The sequence below is a fragment of the Pseudomonas sp. AC242 genome, assembly GCF_979258655.1.
In genome coordinates, this window is record NZ_OZ409873.1 from 912,394 (window position 1) to 932,640 (window position 20,247).

A 20,247-nucleotide genomic window follows, 5' to 3' on the forward strand; every position below is an offset into this window, starting at 1 on the left:
TTAGCGGGGATTCCGGCTTGAGGTAGTTGACGAACACAGGAAGGCACTCCGGTCGGGTGATGGAGTGATTTGAACCTGTATTGATGGGTTAGCGCACCTGTCAGATCTGACAGGTATGCAAAGCTTTCAGATGAACGGTTTCGACGGGACGCTGTTTTTAGCCAGGCATTTACCGACGACTCAAGGTTTGTACAGCGTTTTCTGCCGCAAAATGTAAACCGTCACCAACACCGCGCTGGTCAACATGAACCCCCGCGCCCACGGCAGTGGCACCAGATAGCACGAAAACAGAATACTCGCCCACATCAGCCCGATCGCGTAGACCTTGCCCTTGAGCGGAATGCCGTTGCCATCGAGGTAATCGCGGATCCATGGCCCGAGTCGTGGATGCTCGACCAGCCATTGATAGAAACGCGCAGAGCTGCGCGCGAAACAGGCCGCGGCGAGCAGAAGGAAAGGGGTGGTGGGCAGGACGGGCAGGAAAATCCCGATCACCCCCAATGCCACGCTGAGCCAGCCGACGGCCAGCAGGAAGTAGCGCAACATCAGGGGGCGGTTGCCTATGGGATTGTCCATAGGCCGGATCTTAGTGGTGACGTGGCTTGAGGATCGCCGGTTTTTCGTCGGGCGCCTGGCACAGCAGGTACAGCGCGGTCAGGGCTTCCGGAATTTGCACGATCATGTCGTCCATCAGGTTGGCGTCCTTGGCGATGTCTTCGAATTCTGGCTGTTCGTCGAACAGGCCCGAACCGACCATGATCGGCAGCAACATTTCGCTGACTTCTTCTTCGGCGGTTTCAAACCAGGCCGCTTCACGCAGGAACACGCCTTCCATGAAACCGATGCACCAGCCGCGCAGTTCGGAATCGTCCGGCTCTTCGCCCAGATCCAGTTCGCATGGCAATTCGAATTCTTCATCCGAAGCCAGTTGACGGGCGATGTGGGCTTTGAGACCGATCAGGGTGGCTTCGATCTCTTCGCGCTGGGCGTCGCTGCTGTAATGCGGCTCTTCAGCGAACAGGGCGTCGATCCACTCACGCTCCGGTACGTCTTCGGCGCAGATAGACAGCGCGGTCAGGTAGCCGTGAGCGGCCACGTAATCCAGCGCCTCGTCATGCAGCTCGTCGGCGTCGAGGAAGACTTGCAGGCGGGTCAGTTGCTCAGCGAAGGACATTACGGGGCTACCTTGGGGAATAAACAATGCGGGAATTCTAGGCTTTCTTGCGCGCTCAAGCCAGCCGCATGGCAGATTTGACCTGCCATACCCTGCATACACCCTGTGGGAGCTGCCGAAGGCTGCGATCTTTTGATCTTGTCTTTATTAAAAGCAAATCAAAAGATCGCAGCCTTCGGCAGCACCTACACAGGTATCAGCGATTGTATCGACGGGTGTCGCCCTGTGCAGGGAAGGGCTCGGGTATACTGCCGCGTTTTGCGATCCCTGCCGCATTGCGGCTGTCATGCAATGCGCTCTTACGTTTTGTTTAAGCAGCCGTGGCTGTTCTGAACCAGCCTGAGCAGGGATGTATCGGTAGATTTTTGGAGTTTTTATGCTCGAACAGGCTCAGCGCGTCCTCAAGGACATCTTCGGCTACGACAGTTTCCGTGGCCGTCAGGGTGCAATCATTGAGCGCGTGGCCAGTGGCGGTGATGCGCTGGTACTGATGCCTACCGGTGGCGGCAAGTCGCTGTGCTTCCAGGTGCCGGCGCTGCTGCGCGAGGGCCTGGCGGTGGTGGTATCGCCGCTGATCGCACTGATGGACGATCAGGTTGCCACCCTCGAAGAGCTGGGCGTGGCCGCCGCTGCCTTGAACTCGACACTGAGCGCCGAACAGCAGCGCGACCTCGCCGCGCGAATCAAACGTGGCGAAGTGAAGATGCTCTACCTGGCGCCAGAGCGTCTGGTACAGCCGCGCATGCTCTCATTCCTGCAGAGCCTGAACATCGCGTTGTTCGCCATCGATGAAGCGCACTGCGTGTCGCAGTGGGGCCACGACTTCCGTCCGGAATACCTGCAACTGGGCCAATTGGCCGAGATGTTCCCTGACGTACCGCGCATCGCCCTGACGGCCACTGCCGACAAGCGTACCCGCGAAGAAATCGTCACCCGCCTGCACCTGCAAAATGCCGAGCGCTTCCTGTCGAGCTTCGACCGCCCGAACATTTTTTACCGCATCGTCCCCAAAGAGCAGCCGCGCAAGCAGTTGCTGGCGTTCCTCGCCGAGCGGCGCAGCGATGCCGGCATCGTCTATTGCCTGTCGCGCAAGAAAGTCGAGGAAGTCGCGGCGTTCCTGAGCGAGCAGGGCTTCCCGGCGCTGCCGTATCACGCCGGTTTGCCCAATGAGCTACGTGCCTTCAACCAGAAGCGCTTCCTCAATGAGGAAGGCCTGATCATGGTTGCCACCGTGGCGTTCGGCATGGGCATCGACAAGCCCAACGTACGTTTTGTCGCGCACCTCGATCTGCCGAAATCCCTTGAAGCGTATTACCAGGAAACCGGTCGCGGCGGCCGTGACGGCCTGCCGGCGGATGCTTGGATGGCCTACGGTCTGCAAGACGTGGTGATGCTCAAGCAGATGCTGCAAAACTCTGAAGGCGACGAGCGGCACAAGCGTCTCGAGCAACACAAGCTCGACGCGATGCTGTCGCTGTGTGAAGAAACCCGCTGCCGTCGCCAGACCCTGCTGGCGTACTTTGATGAAGACATGCCCGAGCCTTGCGGGCATTGCGACAACTGCGTCGATGGCGTGCAGACCTGGGATGCCACCGAGCCCGCACGTCAGGCATTGTCGGCGATTTTCCGCACCGGCCAGCGTTATGGCGTCGGTCATCTGGTCGACGTGCTGCTGGGCAAGGACAACGAAAAAGTCCGCAGTTTTGGCCATCAGCATCTGTCGGTGTACGGCGTCGGCAAGGCACTGAGCGAGAGCGAGTGGCGCTCGCTGTTCCGTCAATTGGTCGCGCGCGGTCTGGCGGATGTCGATCACGAAGGTTATGGCGGTCTGCGTCTGAATGACAGTTGCCGGCCATTGCTCAAGGGTGAAGTCACGCTGGAGTTGCGCCGCGATCTCAAGCCGCAGGTCACCGCCAAAACCGCCAGCAAGAGCCCGGCCAGCCAACTGGTGCGCGGCGAAGAGCGCGAACAGTGGGAAGCCCTGCGCGCGCTGCGGCGCAAACTGGCCGAAGAACATGGCGTGCCACCGTACGTCATCTTCCCCGATTCGACGTTGCTGGAAATGCTCCGCAGCCAACCGACTTCGCTGGCGGAAATGGCCCGGGTCAGCGGGGTCGGCGCGCGCAAGCTGGAACGCTATGGCGATGCCTTCCTCGAAGTGCTCGGCGGCGAGGTCGAGGCGCCGAAAGCGGTGGCCGACGTGCGCCACGAACTGATCACCCTGGCACGCGCCGGCATGACCCCGATGCAAATCGCCGGTCAGTTGCAGTGCTCGGAGAAGAACGTCTACACCATGCTCGCCGAGGCGATCGGCAAGCAGCAGTTGTCGCTGGAACAGGCGCTGGATTTGCCTGAAGAATTGATGGGCGAAGTGCAGGACGCGTTCCTTGATGGAGAAGGCGAGTTGCCGTCGGTCGCCGAGGTGGCCGAGCTGTTTGCCGGGCGTGTGCCGGAAGGCGTGCTGTATTGCGTGCGTGCTGCGCTGCAATCGGAATTCGAAATGTAATTTGGCCGTACCCTTCATCGGAACGCCGCCCGCCCAGCCCTCTCCCAAAGAGAGAGGGGGCCGACCGAGGTGTCTTGCGAAATACATCGACCTGAATGACCGAGTCGATTATGGATTCAGCGCCGATCTGCCACGTCGGCGTAATTCCCAAATATCCCCCATTCAGTCCCCTCTCCCTCTGGGAGAGGGCTAGGGTGAGGGGCTTCAAGATGTAACGATTCAGTACAGACCGCCACTTGCCTATAACTGCAGCTCATGCTTAGCTGGCTAATAATTAGAAATTCTTTATTTTCAGTCTAACCGTGAGTGTTTTATGCCGTTAACCGATCAACACCGCTTTGGCATGCAACTGGCCCAGATGTCCCGTGGCTGGCGTGCCGAACTGGATCGACGCCTCGCCGGGCTGGGGTTGTCCCAGGCGCGCTGGCTGGTGCTGCTGCATCTGGCGCGTTTTGAAGAAGCACCGACCCAGCGGGAGCTGGCGCAGAGTGTCGGCGTCGAAGGGCCGACCCTCGCGCGCTTGCTCGATAGTCTGGAAAGCCAGGGCCTGGTGCAACGCCAGTCTGTAATGGAAGACCGCCGGGCGAAAAAAATCGTCCTCTGCGCACCGGCCCTGCCGCTGATCGAGCAAATCGAAACCATTGCCACACAGTTGCGTCATGAGTTGTTCGAAGGCGTCGACGAGGCGGATTTGAAGGTGTGCATGCGGGTTCACGGGCACATTCTGGCTAACCTGGAAAAATCTTGAGGCACATCCACGTGCCGTATCTTTGAGAGATCGCGCTGCGCCGACTATAAGAACTACTGGGCAATATCGTGTTCGTACCGGATGTGCGAACGCATAGAAGTCGGTTTTGCTTATTTAAGGGATGCTCATGCTCGCAAGTCGGCACGTGGTACTGCGCGGCGGCGCCAAATGGCTGCTGGTCGCTGGTGTATTGAGTTATTCGGCCTGGTCGATGGCCTTGGGGCTGGGTGATATCACCGTCCATTCAGGCCTCAATCAGCCGCTCAAGGCCGACATTGCCTTGGTCGATGTCGGCGGGCTGACGCCAAACGATTTGGCCGCGCGCCTGGCCACGGCGGATGAATTCGCCGAGGCCGGGGTCGAGCGGGTGTTCTTCCTCAACGACCTCAAGTTCATCCCGATCCTGCATGGCAATCGCCAGATGATCCGGGTGACGTCCAGCAAACCGGTCAACGAACCCTTTCTGAATTTCCTCGTGCAGCTCGATCAACCCAACGGCCGGTTGCTGCGTGAGTACACCGTGTTGATCGATCCACCGGGTTCGCCGGGTATCGTGCCGGCCACCGATGAGCCGGATCCACGTGCGCAATCCTCCGCGTTTCCCACTGTCGAGCCTGTCGTGGCAGCGCCACAGGCACCTCAAGCCAAGCGCGATACCGTGCCAGCACCCCCGCCTGCCAGCGATGCACTGGCCGAGCAGTTGGCCGCCAATGTGTTGCTGAATCAGCAACTGCAGAAGACCGTCGACGAATTGAACGCAAAACTGCAGACACAGGATGTGCAGATTGCCGACGGCAAGAAGCAGATCAGTGACTTGCAAACACGTCTGGTCGAGTTGCAGAAATCGCCGCCCCCGACTGTGGTGACCCCGGCACCTGCTCCTGCGCCAGTCGTTGCACCGGTCGAATCCAGCGATGACGGTTTGAACTGGTCATTGCTCGGCGGCCTGTTGCTGTTGCTGGGCGCATTGGCCGGGTTGTTTGTGCACCGTCGACGGCAACAACAGCGGCAGGTTGCCGAGCCGCTGCCACTGTTGCCGCAAGGCAATGAGCCGGAGGCGGCGGAGGCCGAGAACACCGAGTCGGTCAGAATTCACACATCAGACCAACACCGCGAAGAACCCGCCGCTGGTGATGTGCTGGAGGCGGTGGGGATCTATCTGGCTTATGGCCGATTGGGCGAAGCCGCCGGGCTGTTGCGCGATGCCTTGCACAAGGAGCCTGCGCGCACTGATATCGGTTTGCAGTTGCTAGAAGTGCTGGGACGTCAGGGTGACAGCGCCGCGTATGAACAACAGGAAAGTCATTTGCATGAGCTGGGTGTGGATGCCCGGACGTTGCAGGATGTTCGCGCGCGGCACCCGAAACTGGTGGGTGCAGCACCGTTGGCCGTGGTACCGCCGATTGTTGCAGCGGCCCCGATTGCCGCTGCCCAACCGGCGCCTGAAGATGATTTCGAACTGAATCTGGGCGAGCTGTCGATGGATTCCAGTTGGGATCTGGAAGACAGTCGCCCGGCCACCGCTGAACCTGCGGCAGACACCTCGGCGCTCGGCTCCGGTCTGCAGGTTCTGCCTCAGGACTTTGAATTGCCCGAGCCCAGCGAAGAGGCCGAACTCGAGTGGATCCCTGAATCGGAAGCCGGGCCGCTGGATGAAGATTTTCTCAATGAGTTTGCTGATGCCGAGCCGTCACTGGCGTTGCAACCGTTGGGTTTGCAGGAGCCGGAGCTGGTACACGACGCCAACTCCGGCAAACTCGAACAGGCGCAGACGTGCATTGATGACGGTGATATCGACAGTGCGATTGCGTTGCTCAATGAATTGCTCAAAGAGGGCGATGAACCTTTGAAGCAAACGGCGCGGACGTTGCTGGCGGGAATTCGCTGAAGCCTCCGATCCGATTTGCGGTTGAGCTGATACCGCCTTCGCGAGCAGGCTCACTCCTGCATTGGAATGCGTTCCCCTGTGGGAGCGAGCCTGCTCGCGAAGGCGGATTGTCAGGCGACCTGATCAGAAGGTCTGCCCAAGGTTCAGATAAACCGCCTGCTCATTCGCATCATTTAACCCATAACTGAAATTCAACGGCCCCAGCGGCGTGTCAAAACCGATGAACACGCTGGCCGCGTTGATATAGCCGCTGTCGAACTCATTGTCGTTGTTCCACGCCCGTCCACGCTCCAGCGAGGCGCCGGCATACAGCGGGAAGTCCAGTGGCAGATACGAGCGCGGCGTCAGCCGGCGATAGTACACCGCGCGCATCAGGCTGACGTTCTGCCCGGAAATCGCGTCTTCTCTGAACCCCGACAACTGCCGCGCACCGCCAAGCAGGAAGCTTGACGTGACCACGTTGGCATCGTCCAGCGTACGCCCGTAACGACCACCGAGAATCAGCGTATCCGGGCCACGGCTCATGGCTTTGTCGAGTTTGAATTCCCACTGTCGGTAGCGCGTATCCGAACCCAGGCCCGGTTCGAACTGCATCAGCGTCAGACTGACGTCCTTGCCTTCATGAGGGAAGTAGACGTTATCCAGCGAATCGTAGGAATACTTCAGCGCGTAGAAGCCTTCGTTGAAGTTTTCACTCGGCAGATCCTGATCGCCAATCCGCACATCGGCCTTGCCCCAGGCCTCGCCGACACCGAAACGCACTTCGCCGTTGTTGCCGATCTGTCGGCCGAAGTTGAGGCCGAAACCGTAGCGCTCGACGCGATACTGCGCGATCGGATCGTTGTCGAGCACCGCTTCAACGTTCTGCGCCTCGAACGAGGCGTACGGTGCGACGAAGTAACGCGAGCCGACGTCCAGCGGTTGATAGAACTCGGTGTACAGCTCTTGTTTGTCGCCAATCTGCGCGCGGGTCAGCCATTCCGCGCCGAGGCGGTTGATACCGTTGATGCGATAGCTGGCGCCGAGATTGAAGGCGCTGTCGCCGCGCATGTCGTCCGACAGATTGAGGCCGACCCGCAAGTAATCGGTGCCGCTGCGCTTGCCCCGAGCGCTGATCACCAGTGTGTGATCCTCGCCCTTGTGCACCACGCGGTACTGCACTTGTTCGAAGTAGTCGAGGCCGTACAAAGTGCCCATGTCCGAGTGCAATCGGGCCAGATCCAGCGGCTCGCCAATGTGCTGGCGTATGTAGTAGCGGATCACATCGTCGTCGACTTTCGAGTCGTTCTCGACGCGGATGCCCGTGATGATTGGTGTGCGTTGACCCGGCGAACGTGCGGCGTTGAGTTCGGCGTCCTGGGATTCTTTGGGTTTGAGGACGGCGAGGCGCGCATCGAGGATTCGCGTGGCGCGATAACCGGCATCGATCATCTCCTGAGCCTTGCCGAAATCAGTGACACCGAACGCTGCCAGCGCGGGCTGGATCAGCACATCGGAGGATTTCAGCGCGGCCAGTTGTTCTTCGGAGTTACTGCGGGTCATCAGGGTGATCGACTGGTTCAACACATCGACCACGGTGGTCAGTTGCTTGCGGTTGCGCAGCGGTGTACCGATGTCGACGACGATGGCCACGTCGACGCCCATTTCCCGCGCGACATCCAGCGGGATGTTGTCGGTCATGCCGCCGTCCACCAGCAGCCGGCCGTCGAGTTCGACCGGGGCGAACACCGCCGGGATCGACATGCTGGCGCGGATCACCTGGGGCAGATGACCTTTGCGGAACACCACTTTTTCGCCGTTGGAGATGTCGGTGGCGACAGCGCGGAACGGAATCGGCAGTTTGTCGAAATTCCGGGTGTCGCTGGTGTGGGCCAACAGGCTTTCCAGCAGCAACGAGAGGTTTTGGCCCTGAATCACACCCAGTGGCAAGCCAAGGCTGCCGTCGTCACGAAAGCTGAGTTTCTGTTTGACCAGAAAGTCGCGGTCATCCTGTTTACGCCGAAACGGCACATCTTCGCGCGGCGGCGCGTCGGACAGCGCGGCTTGCCAGTCGATGTTCAGCGCGAGTTTTTCCAGCTCATCGATCTTGTAACCCGAGGCGTACAGCCCGCCAACCACCGCGCCCATGCTGGTGCCGGCGATCGCATCGATCTTGATGCCTTGCTCCTCCAGCGCCTTAAGCACGCCGATGTGCGCCAGCCCGCGCGCCGCGCCGCCGGACAGCACGAGGCCGACTTTCGGTCGCGTCGCGTCACTGGCATCGACGCCGGCGTGAGCGAACAAAGGGAGGAAACCAAGCAGCAGGCAAAACAGCAGACGGCGCATTGTGAGTCTCGGGGCAAGCGATAAAGCCGGCTATTATAGCGGCGCCCTCTGTCTCAGGAGTTCCAGCGAATATGACTGTCGCAAAAGCAGAAGTTGTCATCACTTATTGCACCCAATGCCAGTGGCTGCTGCGCGCTGCATGGCTGGCGCAGGAGCTGCTCAGCACCTTCGGCGATGATCTCGGCAAAGTCTCGTTGGTGCCCGGCACCGGCGGGGTGTTTCACATCAGCTGCGCCGGCGTGCAGATCTGGGAACGCAAGGCTGACGGCGGTTTTCCCGAGGCTAAAATCTTGAAGCAGCGAGTTCGCGATCAGATCGATCCTGACCGCGACCTCGGTCACAACGACCGCACTCAGTGAGACGCGGCCTCGGCGGCGACGGTTTTCTTGTCGGCATGGCCTGACATCCGCGCCGACACAACGATGGCGACGATGATCAATGCGCCGCCGATCAACATCTTCGGCGTCGGGTTTTCATTGAACAGCAACCAGGCGACGGTGATACCGTAGACCGGCTCCATGGCAAACACCACCGCTGCCGTGCGCGCCTTGATCACCGCCAGACTGGCTACAAACAGGCTGTGTGCGACGCCGGTACAGAACACCCCGAGCAGCGCAATCCACAGCCAGTCGAGTGCGCGCACTTCGCTCAGTTGCGGTGCTGCAACTGGTAGTAGACACAGCGCGACCACGACGTTTTGGCACAGCGCCGCTTGCACCGCCGGAATCCGCCCGGAGCTGGCGCGGTTGGTCAGCGACAGCAGGGAAAACAGCAGCCCCGAAAGCACCGACCAGAGCAAGCCAATGGTCGCGCCGCTGCCGAGATCGAAGGCCGGGGTCACCAGAATCAGGCCGATGCTGACCAACACCACCAGCAGTATTTCATTGGCGCGGATGCGTTCGCGAAAGATCAGTCCTTCGAGAATCACCGTGAAGGCCGGGAAACTGGCAAAACCCAACGTCGCGATGGCGACACCAGCGATCTTCACAGACAGGAAGAAACTCACCCAGTGCCCGGCCAGCAACACGCCGCTGAGGGCCAGACGCCGCCAATCCACGGCCTGAAGTTTCTGCCAGCCGCTCTGGCTGGCGAAGCGGGCGAAGAACGCCAAGGCGACAACGGCGAAAGCCGCGCGACCGAACACGATCACAGCGGGGGAGGCGGCAGCGAGTTTGCCGAACACACCCGTCAGGCCAAACATCAAAGCACCGATATGCAGAGCGCCGAGGGCGGTACGCGGAGTCATTGCAATCCTTCTATCTCAAACACAATCTCAACTATTGATTGTTCCCACGCAGCAGCGTGGGAATGATCATTTACTGTAGGAGCTGCCGAAAGGCTGCGATCTTTTGATCTTGCTTTTGATCGTTCCCACGCTCTGCGTGGTAACGCCTCTAGGGACGCTCTGCGTCCAGTGACGCGGAGCGTCACGGGCTGCATTCCCACGCGGAGCGTGGGAACGATCAAAGATCGCAGCCTTCGGCAGCTCCTACATTTAAGCGTGTAGAGCTCAGTAAGTCTGTCGGCAGGCTATCGTCTTTTGTCGCAGGAATCGCGCCGAAGCTGGCCGGGTGACGAACCGAACTCGCGTAAGACGGCGGCCGAGAAAGCGCTCTGCGAGCTGTAGCCGACGCGACTGGCAACTTCGCCGATCGGCAGGGCTGTGTCGCGGAGCATTTGCACGGCCAGATGCAGGCGCCGACTGCGGATGTAATCCATCGGCGTCTGCCCGCATTCGGCCATGAAACGCGCATGCAGACGCGCGCTGGACAATCCTGCCACCCGTGCCAGATCGGCGACTTGCAGCGGATACGCGGCGTATTGCTCGATGTGCGCATCCAGCGCGGCATAGGGCAGGCGGCGAATGGCGTGTTCCGCAGGTTGCGCGTGATTCAGGCTGGCCAGCAGCAACACCGCGCCTTGCTGGGCAATCAATGGATCGCTGACCGGACTGTTTGCCAGCCAGCTGACCAACTGACTTTGCCCCGAATCCAGCGACAAGCGCGCCGGTTGATCGAGCAGACGATGGCTGGCGTCGGCATGCTCGCCCAGTGAATCCGTCAGCCATTGGCCGTCCGGGATATCCAGTACCAGACAGCGGCTACCATTGGGACTGCCGCAGGCATGATGAGCGCCGGAAGGGATAACTACAAAACTCTGCTGACGCACCTGACTGCCACAACCCTCGACCTCGAAATCCAGCGCACCGGACAGCCCGAACACCAATTGCGCGTGGTCGTGGCTGTGGACGATCAAATCGTGGGTGTACTGACGCAGGGTGAGGATCGGTCGCATGGCAGGTTGTCTCCGAAGTGGTCGCCAGTCTACACCGGCGCACACCGGATGCGTTGTCACAGGACTGACTCACGCTTGTCATGGTCGATTAACCGGGCAGGCGCAAAGTGGCGAAAACATCGCAGAGGGTTGCCCATGACCAGCGCCGAGCTCGCCAGACCCAGTCGCAAACAACGCGTGCGCACCCTGTGGATCTCCGACGTGCACTTGGGCACGCGGGATTGCCAGGCCGAGCACTTGTCGCAATTTCTCAAGGGCTACCATGCCGACAAGATTTATTTGGTCGGCGACATCATTGACGGCTGGAAACTGCGCGGCGGCATGTACTGGCCGCAAGCGCATACCAACGTGATCCGGCGTTTGCTGACCATGAGCAAGCGCGGCACCGAGGTGATCTACGTCACCGGCAACCACGACGAATTCCTGCGTCGGTATTCGAAGCTGATTCTGGGCAATATCCAGTTGGTTGACGAGGCGGTGCATGTCACCGCAGACGGGCGGCATCTATTGGTGATTCACGGCGATCAGTTCGATGTCATCACCCGTTATCACCGCTGGCTGGCCTTCCTCGGCGACTCGGCCTACGAATTCACCCTTACCCTCAATCGCTGGCTCAACCACTGGCGCGCGCGGTATGGCTACGGCTACTGGTCGTTGTCGGCGTACCTGAAGCACAAGGTGAAGACCGCGGTGAGTTTCATCAGCGACTTTGAAGAAGCCATTGCCCATGAATGCGTGAAGCGCGAGTTGCATGGCGTGGTGTGCGGGCACATTCACCATGCCGAAATCCGCAAGGTGGGGGAGGTGGATTACCTCAATTGCGGCGATTGGGTGGAGTCGTGCACGGCGCTGATCGAGCATTGGGACGGCACGATCGAGCTGTATCGGCTGGCTGACGCGCAGGCGCGCGAGGCGGAGCTGAAAGCGGCCAAAGTCGCCGAACTCGCCTGATTCTCGGGTGTTTTAGAGGGCCTCATCGCGAGCAGGCTCACTCCTACAAGGGGTACGCATTTCAACTGTAGGAGTGAGCCTGCTCGCGATGAACCGCGCAGCGGTTCCCGAAGACACTCAGGCCGGGCTGTGTTCTTCCATTGCCGCTTTGTAAATCGAGTTCTTCGGCTGCGCAAACAACCGTTCCATCATCGGCTCAAAGAAGCTCAACGGCAGCGTGTCATAGTCAGGATCAAACGCCGCCGCATCGTATTTGGCACAGAACTCGGCAGTCGCTTGATACTGCGGATGACCGGCGAACTGCTCGCGCAGATGCCGATCCATGCCCAAATGATGAAAAAAGTAATAACCCTGAAACACCCCGTGCTTCTCGACCATCCACAAATTTTCGGCACTGACGAACGGCTTGAGGATCGCTGCGGCAATGTCCGGATGGTTGTAGGAACCCAAGGTGTCGCCGATGTCATGCAACAACGCGCAAACCACATACTCCTCGTCGCGCCCGTCACGAAAGGCGCGGGTGGCGGTTTGCAGTGAGTGAGTCAGACGATCCACCGGGAAACCACCGAAGTCGCCTTCGAGCAGTTTCAGGTGAGTCAGGATTCGCGAAGGCAGTTGTTTGGCGTAGGCACTGAAGTCGGCGGCGATGATCGCCCAGTCTTCCTGCGTACCGTCCTTCATATGAGTGAAGCGGGCATTGGCATTCATTGGCTGACCCTCATTCAGAACGCCACGCGACCCAGAATCATGTCGCGGTACATGACGAAGTCGCCGAACAGGCTGTACAGCGGATGCTGGAAAGTCGCCGGCCGGTTCTTTTCAAAGAAGAAGTGCCCGACCCAGGCGAAGCTGTAACCGGCCAGCGGCACCGCCAATAGCAGAAGCCACGCGCCCTTGGCGATGGTCATCGCCAGAATGAAAATCACCAGCGTGGTGCCGATGAAATGCAGGCGCCGGCAGGTGCTGTTGCTGTGTTCGCTGAGGTAGTACGGATAGAACTCAGCGAAGCTGTTGAAATGCTTGATGTTTTCCACGACCGCGTTCTCTGTGGTTATTGTTCTGGCGACGAGTTGTTCTGCGGGTAGCTTATTTGAGTCTAGAGTGATCATTGGCGTGGGCCAGTGACAATCGGCGCCACTTTAGTATCCTTGGCAAATCAGGCCGTAGCATGCGGCCCCTCATGTAAAAGAAAAACGCCATGAGCGAACGAACGACTTCTGCAAGCTGGGCGATGGGGATTGTCAAAGCATTGGAGATGGACGGCCTGGATTGCCGGGTTCTGTTCAAGCAACTGGGGCTCGATTACACGGCTCTGGATGATCCGGATGCGCGCTTCCCGCAAGATTCCATGACCCGCCTCTGGCAACGGGCGGTCGAGTTGTCCGGTAATCCGGCGATCGGCCTGAACATGGGCAAAGTGGTGCGCCCGGCGTCGTTTCATGTCGCCGGTTATGCGCTGATGTCGAGCAATACCCTGGCCGAAGGCTTCCAGCGGTTGGTGCGCTATCAGCGCATCATCGCCGAAAGTGCCGACCTGAGTTTCCGTTTGCTGGATGAAGGTTACGCGCTGATTCTGACGGTGCACGGCGACCATCTGCCGCCGACCCGGCAAAGCGCCGAAGCCTCGCTGGCCTGTGCGCTGGGCTTGTGTGGCTGGTTGACCGGACGCACGCTGCACCCGGTCAAAGTCTTGGTGCAGGGCGCCGAACCGGATGACCTGGAACCCTATAAACAAGCTTTCCACGCGCCACTGATGTTCAACGCACCGTACGATGCGCTGATCTTCGAGCGTGCCGACATGGAAGCGCCGCTGCCCACCGCCAACGAGGCGATGGCGCTGTTGCATGACCGCTTTGCCGGGGAATACCTGGCGCGTTTTTCCGAAAGCCGCGTGACCCACAAGGCGCGGCAGGTGCTGTGCCGGTTGCTGCCGCAGGGCGAGCCGAAGCGCGATACCGTGGCGCAGACCCTGCATTTGTCGCAGCGCACTTTGCAGCGTCGTTTGCAGGAGGAGGGCACGAGTTTTCAGCAACTGCTCGACGACACCCGCCGTGAACTGGCCGAGCAGTATCTGGCGCAGCCGAGCATGACCTTGCTGGAAATCGCTTATCTGTTGGGGTTTGCCGACCCGAGCAACTTCTTTCGCGCGTTCCGTCGCTGGTTCGACACCACGCCCGGCGATTACCGGACGCGGTTGTTGCAGGCGCCGGGTGCGGTCAGTGACGCCAAAAGGCCGGAATACACAGCACAAACACCGTAATGATCTCCAGGCGGCCGAGCAGCATGCCGAACGACAGGATCCACTTGGCCGCATCCGGCAGGGTGGCGAAGTTGCCCGCCGGGCCGATGGTTTCGCCCAGGCCCGGGCCGACGCCGGACACGGTGCTGGCGGCGCCGGTCAGCGCGGTCATCCAGTCGACGCCAAGCAGCGACAGGAGCAGGGCGATCACGCAGATGGTGATGGCGAAGAAGAACGAAAAGGTCAGAATCGAACGGACGATCTCTTCGTCGAGACGGTGGCCGTTGTACTTCTGTTTGATCACCGCGCGTGGGTGAATCAACTGATTAAGGTTGGCCTTGAGGAGGATGTAGGCGACCTGGAAACGGAAGATCTTGATCCCGCCCGCCGTCGACCCGGAACAGCCGCCGACAAAACCCAGATAGAAAAACAGCATCAGCGAGAAGTTGCCCCACAGGCTGTAGTCGCCAAGGGCAAAACCGGTAGTGGTGACCACCGACGTCACGTTCAGCGCCACGTGGCGCAGCGCCTCCAGCCAATGCAGATTGGTTGTCCACCAGTACCAGGTGCCGAGCACCAGCCAGGTCACCAGCAACATCCCGAGCAAACCCTGCACTTGCTGATCCTTGATCAGCGCCTTGCGGTTGCCGCGCAACGTCGCCACGTACAGGGTGAACGGCAGGCTGCCGAGAATCATGATAACCACCGCGACCCAGTGCACCGCCGGTTGCGTCCACTTGGCCAGCGACTGGTCGGAGGTCGAGAACCCGCCGGTGGAAATCGCCGACATCGCGTGGTTGATCGCGTCGAACGGGCTCATTCCGGCCCACCAGAACGCCAGACTACCGAGGATGGTAATGCCGACATAAGCCGCCACGATCAGTCGCGCCACCATGTGCGAGCGCGGCATGACCTTTTCCGAACGGTCCGAGGATTCGGTCTGGAACAGGCGCATGCCACCGATCCGCAGCAGCGGCAGAATCGCTACCGCCATACCGATAAAGCCGATGCCGCCGATCCAGTGCAGCAACGAGCGCCACATCAGGATCCCGGGGGACATGTTGTCGAGGCCATTGAGCACGGTCGAGCCGGTCGCGGTAATGCCCGACATGCTTTCGAAAAACGAGTCGGTGTAGCTGATGTGCTGAGTCAGCAGAAACGGCAGCGCAGCGAAAATGCATACCACCAGCCAACTGCTGACGGTCAGCAGATACATATCGCGCGGGCGCAGATGTATGTGTTCGGGGCGGCCGGGAATCACCAGCGCGAGGCCGGCGACAAAGGTGATCATGCTCGCCCAGAGGAACGACGGCAGGTCGCTGGTGCGCTCGAAAATCACCAGGGTGGCCATGGGCACGACCATGGCCACGGCCAAGGTGATCAGGAAGATGCCGATGATGAAACCAATGATCCGTAAGGTCGGCAACGCCATGAAGTCCGCTCGGGCTGATGTGGGAAGGGCGCCATTCTACCCGTGGGGCAGGGCATGTAAACCGGCATCCTGTTGGCAGATGAAGCTAGAATAGCCGCACATTTTTCTCAGGAGGTGGCCGATGCAGGCTCTCGACGCGTTGCTCAACCGTGTTTCCGTTCCACGACTGGTCGAACCGGCCCCCACTGCCGAGCAGCGCGAAGCCCTGTTTGGTGCCGCGTTGCGCGCGCCGGATCACGGGCACTTGCAGCCGTATCGCTTTCTGACCATCGAAGGTGCGGCACGCGAGCAAATGGGCGAGTTGCTGGCCGAGGCTGCGCAACTGCAGGAAGGCGAAGTCACCGAAGCGATGATCGACAAGGCGCGCAACGGCCCGCTGCGTGCACCGCTAGTGGTTGTGGTGATCGCTAAATTGCAGGAGCACGTTAAATATCCGAAGGCCGAGCAGTTGCTCGCTGCCGGGTGTGCGGCGCACGGGATTTTGCTGGCGGCGTATGCGCAGGGGATTGGTGCGGTTTGGCGTACGGGGGATCTGGCTTACTCCCAGCATGTGGCCAAAGGCTTGGGCTTGGTTGAGGGTGAAGAAGTGATTGCGTTCTTGTACCTCGGCACGCCGCAGAAAGAACCGCGTGTGGCGGAGAAGGTTGATCTGGCTGAGTTTGTCAGCGCCTGGCCGGGTAAGGCCTGAAGATCAAAAGCCCCTCACCCTAACCCTCTCCCGGAGGGAGAGGGGACTGATTGGGGGATGCTGTAGAGGTACGCCGACCTGAAAGTGCTCAGCTGAATCCAGAGTCGATAACGGCTCCAATGCATTTCGAACTCGGAGTCGATAACGGTTCCGATGCATTTCGAATCCAGAGTCGGCGACGATTCACGTGCCTTCCGGATCCATAATCAACTCGATTCTTCAGGTCGATGTATTGCGCAAGACACCTCGGTCGGCCCCCTCTCCCTCTGGGAGAGGGCTGGGGTGAGGGGCTTTTCTGGGGTGAGGGTGGCTTTTAGGGTTGGACAACTGCACCGGGGACAAGCGGCAATTCCAGACTGGCAATAAACCCACCCTGCGGATGATTGGCCAACGTCAAACTCCCGCCATGCCGCTCCGCCGCCCTTCGCGCAATCGCCAGCCCCAAGCCATGCCCTGCCGCCGTCTGCCCCGGAGCACGGTAAAACGGCTCGCCCAACTGGCTCAAATGTTCGGCCTGCACACCCGGCCCATGGTCACGCACACTCACGATAATTTTTTCACCCTGACGCGAGGCCTGCATTTCAATCGCCTGACCTTCCGGATTGAAGCGCTGGGCATTGCGCAGCAGGTTATCGACGGCGCGTTCGATCATGGTCGGCCAGCCTTTCAGATTCAGTTGCGGTTCGGCATCGAGACGGACGATCTGCTCGGGCGATCCGAGTTTTGCGTCCTTCTGCAAAGTGCCGAGCAGCGCATTCAAATCCACGTCTTCGGCACTGGCGTTGTCCGCATCAACCCGTGCCAGCACCAGTATTTCACTGATCAGCGCTTCCAGCCGATCGCATTCGCGGGTCAGGCGTGGCCAGAGTTTTTCCCGTTCTTCAGGGTTGGCGCGTTCCGCCAGTGCCAAGGCAATGCGCAACCGAGCCAGTGGTGAACGCAATTCGTGGGAGACGTCCCGCAGCAACTGACGTTGACTGCCAATCAAGCTTTGCAGGCGCGCGCCCATGCGGTTGAAGTCATTGGCGAGCACGCCGAATTCATCACGACGGTTGGCCAGTTTCGCCAGGCTGTTTTGCTGGTAAGTCGTCTGCCCCAGATCATGCACCGCGCCGCGCAAACGGCTGAGCGGGCGGGTGATGGAGAAGGTCACCAGCAAACTGAACAGGGTTAGTACCACCAACGCGATGCCTAACGCACTCAATGGCCAAAGCAGGCTTTCGCGGTGCCATGAGTCGAGTTCCGGGTGCGGGATGCGGTAGATGAACAGGTAGGTGTCACCGGTTTTTTCGCTGGTGAATTCGTCGGTGAGGCGACGCCATGGCAGGCGTCGGTCATCGTTGTTCTGGCGTGCTTCGAAGGCGGCGGCGCGACGCGGGAAGGTGCCGCGTACTACCGGGTCGCCGCTTTCGTTGAGCACCTGAACGTCGATGTGATATTGGCGCTTGCGCTGTTCGAGGATGTCCTGGGCGGCTTCTTCGCCCTGGGCTTCGTAAGTTTGTGTCCATTCGCCGGCCAGCGTGTTGAGGCCCGGATGGCGGCTGAGGATCCACGCGTCCTGGTTGAGCATGTGCCCAAGCAGAATGGACAGGCCGGCCACCAGTGCGATGGCCAGCCAGAAGCTCGCGAGAATACGCCAGAACAATGAACGCACAGAAAATCCTCAGAACAATGCAAAACCCCTGTAGGAGTGAGCCTGCTCGCGATAGCGGAGGGTCAGACAAAAATCTGTCAACTGACACACCGCTATCGCGAGCAGGCTCACTCCTACATTTGGATCGATGAAAACAGGCCCGACGGGGTGAGCCGTCGGGCCTGAAGTTAGATCATTATTGCGCCTTTTGCGCCTGTTGCGCTTTCCACGCCTTGAACTCGGCCCATTCGGCGCGACGCTCGGCCTGCTTTTTCTGGATCTCGTCGAATTTCTTCTGTTGATCCGGTTTCAGCAGCGCACGCACATCGGACTCGGCTTTCTTGTGGTTGGCGGCCATCTCGTCTTTCATGGCTTTTTGGTCAGCCGGCGAGAGTTTTTCCAGGTACTTGTCGACCACTTGCTTACGCTCGTGCATCTGCTCGCCCATGATCTTGCGGATCTGCTCACGCTGCTCGCGGGACAGGTCGAGTTGGCTGTACGGACCTTTGCCGTGCATGCCGTGCATCTGACCGCCGTGGCGTGGACCGTCAAGCGGGCCACCCATCGGGCCGCCGTCTTGTGGCATGGCCATGGCGACGGTTGGCAGAGCGGCAGCGAACATCAGAGCGATAAGAGTCTTGCGCATGGTGTATCTCCTTGTCTCGTTCCCGGTACGTTCCGGATGAGTACAGATTACGGAGATCAAGGTCAGCGGCGGTCAGCACTGCGTAAAGCTTGGGTAAAGACGCTTCGCGTCCCACCTTACACATGCCCTGTGTAGGAGCAGCCTTCGGCAGCTCCTACAGTGGGAATGGGCGCGGTTCAGAGGCTATAGAAGTAACCGCGGCTGCGCAGAGCGACGATGCGAGGACGACCGTCCGGGTGCGGGCCGATCTTCTTGCGCAGGTTGCTGACGTGCATGTCGAGGCTGCGGTCGTACAGGGTCAGCTTGCGGCCGAGGGCGAGCTGCGCCAGTTCCTGTTTGTCCAGTGGTTCGCCCGGCTGCTTGAGCAGGGCTTCGAGCAGGCGGCTTTCTGAAACAGTCAGGGTCAGCTCTTTCTCGTCGATGCTGACCACGCCGCGCACCGGACTGAAACTCAGATCGCCCAGCTCAAGCTGAGTCGACACCGCTGCCGGATGGCTGCGGCGCAACACCGCGCGCAGGCGCGCGGTCAGTTCGCGCGGGTCGCACGGTTTGGCCAGGTAATCGTCGGCGCCCAATTCCAGACCGAGGATACGATCCAGCGGCTCGCCACGGGCCGAGAGCATCAGCACCGGCAGATCAGCGTGATCGTTGCGCAATTGCTTGAGCAGCTCCAGACCGCTGCCGTCGGGCAGCATCACGTCCAGCACCACCGCCGCCGGGGCGGTTTCGGCCAGCGCTTTACGCGCGCTCTGGCCATCGTGGCAGGCGCGCACCTGAAAGCCTTCCTGGCTCAGCCAACTACTCAGGAGTTCGCACAACTCCTGGTCATCATCAATCAGTAACAGCTCGCTCATGACTCACTCAATTTAGCCATTGCCGACGTTTTCGGCTTGCTCCACTGGCAAAGATACCGCAGAGCAGCGCCAATAGCGCTACTCCGGCGCCCGTGACGAACCACTGCTGCTGATCGGTCAGCAGACGCGGCAGCGGACTGGCCTGGGCTTCCTTGAGTTGCAGCTTCAAGCGCTGGTTCTCTTGGCGCAACCGGGCAAGCTGGGCGCTTTCGCGGGTATTGTCGGCATTTTGCAGTTGTTTGCTCAGTTCTTCCCGCTGCTGCTCACTGGCTTTGAGGCGCTGCTGCAACTCGGTGATCTGGCTGCCGGCGCTTAACGACAATGGCGTGGAGCTGCCGCCTTCGGTGGTTTCCTCACCATGGGCGGGCGCCATGATCGACAACGTGACCAACATCAGACACAACGGACCCTTGCGCATCGCGACACCTGCTTCCAAATGGATATTGGGCAGGTTGTCGGCAGGCAAACGAGAATAATGAGCGATTGAGAGCAGCAAGAACCAGGAAGGTTCATTGTCAGTGGCCGTGTCGCGAGTGATGAGGGGACAAATCCCCTCATCACGGGCATTTAAGGCAGGACTTGCTTGAACGGCTTCACGACCACATTGGCGTAGACGCCAGCGGCGATGTACGGATCGGCGTCAGCCCACGCTTGCGCAGCGCTCAGGGAATCGAACTCGGCGACGATCAGGCTGCCGGTGAAACCCGCTGCGCCCGGATCATTGCTGTCGACGGCCGGGTGCGGGCCGGCCAATACGATGCGGCCTTCGCCCTTGAGCGCTTGCAGGCGTTCCAGATGCGCAGGACGCGCGGCCAGGCGTGCTTCCAGCGAGTTGGCGACGTCGGTGGCAATGATGGCGTAGAGCATG

At 60.2% G+C, this 20,247-nt stretch carries 20 protein-coding genes; 7 read left to right on the top strand and 13 right to left on the bottom strand.

What is annotated here, in order from left to right:
• Positions 1–180: 180 nt before the first annotated feature.
• Positions 181–576: a YbaN family protein gene (locus ACZZ0A_RS04135; RefSeq protein WP_123376282.1), complete on the bottom strand. Its 396-nt coding sequence runs from the start codon at positions 574–576 to the stop codon at positions 181–183.
• Positions 577–586: 10 nt separating this feature from the next.
• Positions 587–1,174, bottom strand: coding sequence for a UPF0149 family protein (locus ACZZ0A_RS04140; protein ID WP_007919726.1), 588 nt, complete (start codon positions 1,172–1,174; stop codon positions 587–589).
• A gap of 376 nt (positions 1,175–1,550) precedes the next feature.
• Between ACZZ0A_RS04140 and recQ the strand changes: the two genes are divergently transcribed.
• From recQ to ACZZ0A_RS04155, 3 genes are all read left to right on the top strand, one after another.
• Positions 1,551–3,680 (top strand): DNA helicase RecQ, encoded by a 2,130-nt coding sequence (gene recQ, locus ACZZ0A_RS04145; RefSeq protein ID WP_123376281.1) that lies wholly within the window; start codon positions 1,551–1,553, stop codon positions 3,678–3,680.
• Between the two features lie 313 nt (positions 3,681–3,993).
• Positions 3,994–4,428 carry a MarR family transcriptional regulator gene (locus tag ACZZ0A_RS04150; protein WP_007919713.1) on the top strand — a complete coding sequence of 145 codons (435 nt, stop codon included), beginning with the start codon at positions 3,994–3,996 and terminating at the stop codon, positions 4,426–4,428.
• Positions 4,429–4,555: 127 nt separating this feature from the next.
• Entirely contained in the window at positions 4,556–6,316 is a 1,761-nt protein-coding gene (locus ACZZ0A_RS04155) for a motility hub landmark protein FimV (protein ID WP_123376280.1), read from the top strand.
• Positions 6,317–6,439: 123 nt separating this feature from the next.
• Here the strand turns inward: ACZZ0A_RS04155 and ACZZ0A_RS04160 are convergent, their stop codons facing one another.
• Positions 6,440–8,641 carry a patatin-like phospholipase family protein gene (locus tag ACZZ0A_RS04160; protein ID WP_007919709.1) on the bottom strand — a complete coding sequence of 734 codons (2,202 nt, stop codon included), beginning with the start codon at positions 8,639–8,641 and terminating at the stop codon, positions 6,440–6,442.
• Positions 8,642–8,712: 71 nt separating this feature from the next.
• On the opposite strand from ACZZ0A_RS04160, the gene ACZZ0A_RS04165 reads away from it, so the two are divergent.
• Entirely contained in the window at positions 8,713–9,000 is a 288-nt protein-coding gene (locus ACZZ0A_RS04165) for an Rdx family protein (RefSeq protein ID WP_007919707.1), read from the top strand.
• On the opposite strand, the gene ACZZ0A_RS04170 is transcribed toward ACZZ0A_RS04165, so the two are convergent.
• Together ACZZ0A_RS04170 and ACZZ0A_RS04175 are read right to left on the bottom strand one after the other, a co-directional pair.
• Positions 8,994–9,887: a DMT family transporter gene (locus ACZZ0A_RS04170; RefSeq protein WP_463542559.1), complete on the bottom strand. Its 894-nt coding sequence runs from the start codon at positions 9,885–9,887 to the stop codon at positions 8,994–8,996. The genes ACZZ0A_RS04165 and ACZZ0A_RS04170 overlap by 7 nt on opposite strands.
• A gap of 284 nt (positions 9,888–10,171) precedes the next feature.
• On the bottom strand, positions 10,172–10,936 hold the full coding sequence (locus tag ACZZ0A_RS04175; RefSeq protein WP_007919703.1) for an AraC family transcriptional regulator: 765 nt from the start codon (positions 10,934–10,936) through the stop codon (positions 10,172–10,174).
• 135 nt (positions 10,937–11,071) lie between these two features.
• Here ACZZ0A_RS04175 and ACZZ0A_RS04180 point away from each other — a divergent pair, with 135 nt between their 5' ends.
• Entirely contained in the window at positions 11,072–11,887 is an 816-nt protein-coding gene (locus ACZZ0A_RS04180; RefSeq protein ID WP_007919701.1) for a UDP-2,3-diacylglucosamine diphosphatase, read from the top strand.
• Between the two features lie 117 nt (positions 11,888–12,004).
• Here ACZZ0A_RS04180 and ACZZ0A_RS04185 read toward each other — a convergent pair whose 3' ends face one another.
• Both ACZZ0A_RS04185 and ACZZ0A_RS04190 read right to left on the bottom strand, forming a co-directional pair.
• Entirely contained in the window at positions 12,005–12,595 is a 591-nt protein-coding gene (locus ACZZ0A_RS04185; protein ID WP_150692154.1) for an HD domain-containing protein, read from the bottom strand.
• A 14-nt stretch (positions 12,596–12,609) separates the two neighbouring features.
• Entirely contained in the window at positions 12,610–12,921 is a 312-nt protein-coding gene (locus tag ACZZ0A_RS04190; RefSeq protein ID WP_414916104.1) for an Mpo1-like protein, read from the bottom strand.
• Between the two features lie 164 nt (positions 12,922–13,085).
• On the opposite strand from ACZZ0A_RS04190, the gene ACZZ0A_RS04195 reads away from it, so the two are divergent.
• Positions 13,086–14,147: an AraC family transcriptional regulator gene (locus ACZZ0A_RS04195; RefSeq protein WP_202949280.1), complete on the top strand. Its 1,062-nt coding sequence runs from the start codon at positions 13,086–13,088 to the stop codon at positions 14,145–14,147.
• Here the strand turns inward: ACZZ0A_RS04195 and ACZZ0A_RS04200 are convergent.
• The gene (locus ACZZ0A_RS04200; protein WP_007919691.1) at positions 14,104–15,558 is read right to left on the bottom strand and encodes a TrkH family potassium uptake protein; all 1,455 of its coding nucleotides are present in this window, start codon (positions 15,556–15,558) and stop codon (positions 14,104–14,106) included. The genes ACZZ0A_RS04195 and ACZZ0A_RS04200 overlap by 44 nt on opposite strands.
• A gap of 121 nt (positions 15,559–15,679) precedes the next feature.
• On the opposite strand from ACZZ0A_RS04200, the gene ACZZ0A_RS04205 reads away from it, so the two are divergent.
• The gene (locus ACZZ0A_RS04205; RefSeq protein ID WP_007919690.1) at positions 15,680–16,246 is read left to right on the top strand and encodes a nitroreductase family protein; all 567 of its coding nucleotides are present in this window, start codon (positions 15,680–15,682) and stop codon (positions 16,244–16,246) included.
• Positions 16,247–16,559: 313 nt separating this feature from the next.
• On the opposite strand, the gene ACZZ0A_RS04210 is transcribed toward ACZZ0A_RS04205, so the two are convergent.
• From ACZZ0A_RS04210 to ACZZ0A_RS04230, 5 genes are all read right to left on the bottom strand, one after another.
• Complete coding sequence (locus tag ACZZ0A_RS04210) at positions 16,560–17,900, bottom strand: sensor histidine kinase (RefSeq protein ID WP_007919688.1); 1,341 nt, start codon at positions 17,898–17,900, stop codon at positions 16,560–16,562.
• Positions 17,901–18,075: 175 nt separating this feature from the next.
• Positions 18,076–18,525: a Spy/CpxP family protein refolding chaperone gene (locus ACZZ0A_RS04215; RefSeq protein WP_007919681.1), complete on the bottom strand. Its 450-nt coding sequence runs from the start codon at positions 18,523–18,525 to the stop codon at positions 18,076–18,078.
• A 176-nt stretch (positions 18,526–18,701) separates the two neighbouring features.
• Entirely contained in the window at positions 18,702–19,379 is a 678-nt protein-coding gene (locus ACZZ0A_RS04220; RefSeq protein WP_007919679.1) for a response regulator transcription factor, read from the bottom strand.
• A 7-nt stretch (positions 19,380–19,386) separates the two neighbouring features.
• Positions 19,387–19,797 (bottom strand): SH3 domain-containing protein, encoded by a 411-nt coding sequence (locus tag ACZZ0A_RS04225; protein WP_038363742.1) that lies wholly within the window; start codon positions 19,795–19,797, stop codon positions 19,387–19,389.
• A 149-nt stretch (positions 19,798–19,946) separates the two neighbouring features.
• Positions 19,947–20,246 carry a YciI family protein gene (locus tag ACZZ0A_RS04230; protein WP_007919677.1) on the bottom strand — a complete coding sequence of 100 codons (300 nt, stop codon included), beginning with the start codon at positions 20,244–20,246 and terminating at the stop codon, positions 19,947–19,949.
• Between the last annotated feature and the right edge of the window lies 1 nt (position 20,247).